The organism is Bacteroides sp. RTP31139st1_H2_RTP31139_211217, assembly GCF_040227615.1.
GTDB classification, from domain to species: domain Bacteria; phylum Bacteroidota; class Bacteroidia; order Bacteroidales; family Bacteroidaceae; genus Bacteroides; species Bacteroides uniformis.
Genome location: NZ_JBCNZM010000363.1, coordinates 1 through 881, shown reverse-complemented (window position 1 = coordinate 881; position 881 = coordinate 1). Strand labels below are relative to the sequence as shown.

General features: G+C 50.6%; 1 pseudogene. It reads left to right on the top strand.

The window, feature by feature from the left end:
• Positions 1–881, top strand: a pseudogene (locus tag ABUA47_RS24965) (TonB-dependent receptor); the annotation flags it as partial.

The window sequence follows — 881 nt, the reverse complement described above, 5'->3', positions numbered from 1 at the left end:
CGGCAACCGTCATCACCGCCGCCCGCCCCGTTTTCAGACTAAAGGGCGGAAAGCTGGAGACAAGCGTACGGCAAACCCTGCTCGCATCCTTGAATGATGCCAACGACGTATTGAAACATATCCCCGGACTGCGCTCCTCTGATGAGGGGTATACCGTTTTTGGCAAAGGGACACCGGTCATCTATATAGACAACCGCCTTCTGCAAGACAACTCCGAGCTGCAACGCCTCTCTGCCGCCGATATTGAAAAAGTAGAGCTCATCACCAACCCGAGTGCAGAGTACGATGCTACCGTTAAAGCCGTTGTACGCATACGCACCGTACGTAACAAAAGAGACAGTTTTGGCGGTAATTTCCGTGCAGGAATCACCCAACGGAGACGCAACAGCCATTACGGACAAGTCAATCTGAATTATCAGAAGAAAGGACTGTCCCTGCTGGGCATGCTGTACACCAATTATGAAAACAGAAAACGCCACCAGGAGGTTCGCTACCAGATACCGTCCGAAATACAATGGGATGTAAATAACCGGGTTCACTTATATAATAAGGGACTACTTGCCGGAGGAAAAGCAAGCGCCAGTTACGACTTCACCCCCCAACACAGCCTCGGTGCCTCCTATGAGTTTCATCGTACCCCCGATTATCACAGCAGTGACCATTCGGCATATACCGTCCGGGCAAATGAAGAGTTGGCCGATCACACCATACATTCCTCCCAAAACTTGCAGCAAACCAACCGGCACCAGCTGAATGCCTACTATCAGGGCAGCATAAAGCAACTCCACATAAACTTCAACACCGACCTGGTATACGGCAAAAGTTATAATCACCAGGAGGCTCAAGAAGAAAGCCAGACTGAAGGCAATCGCGACATCAGC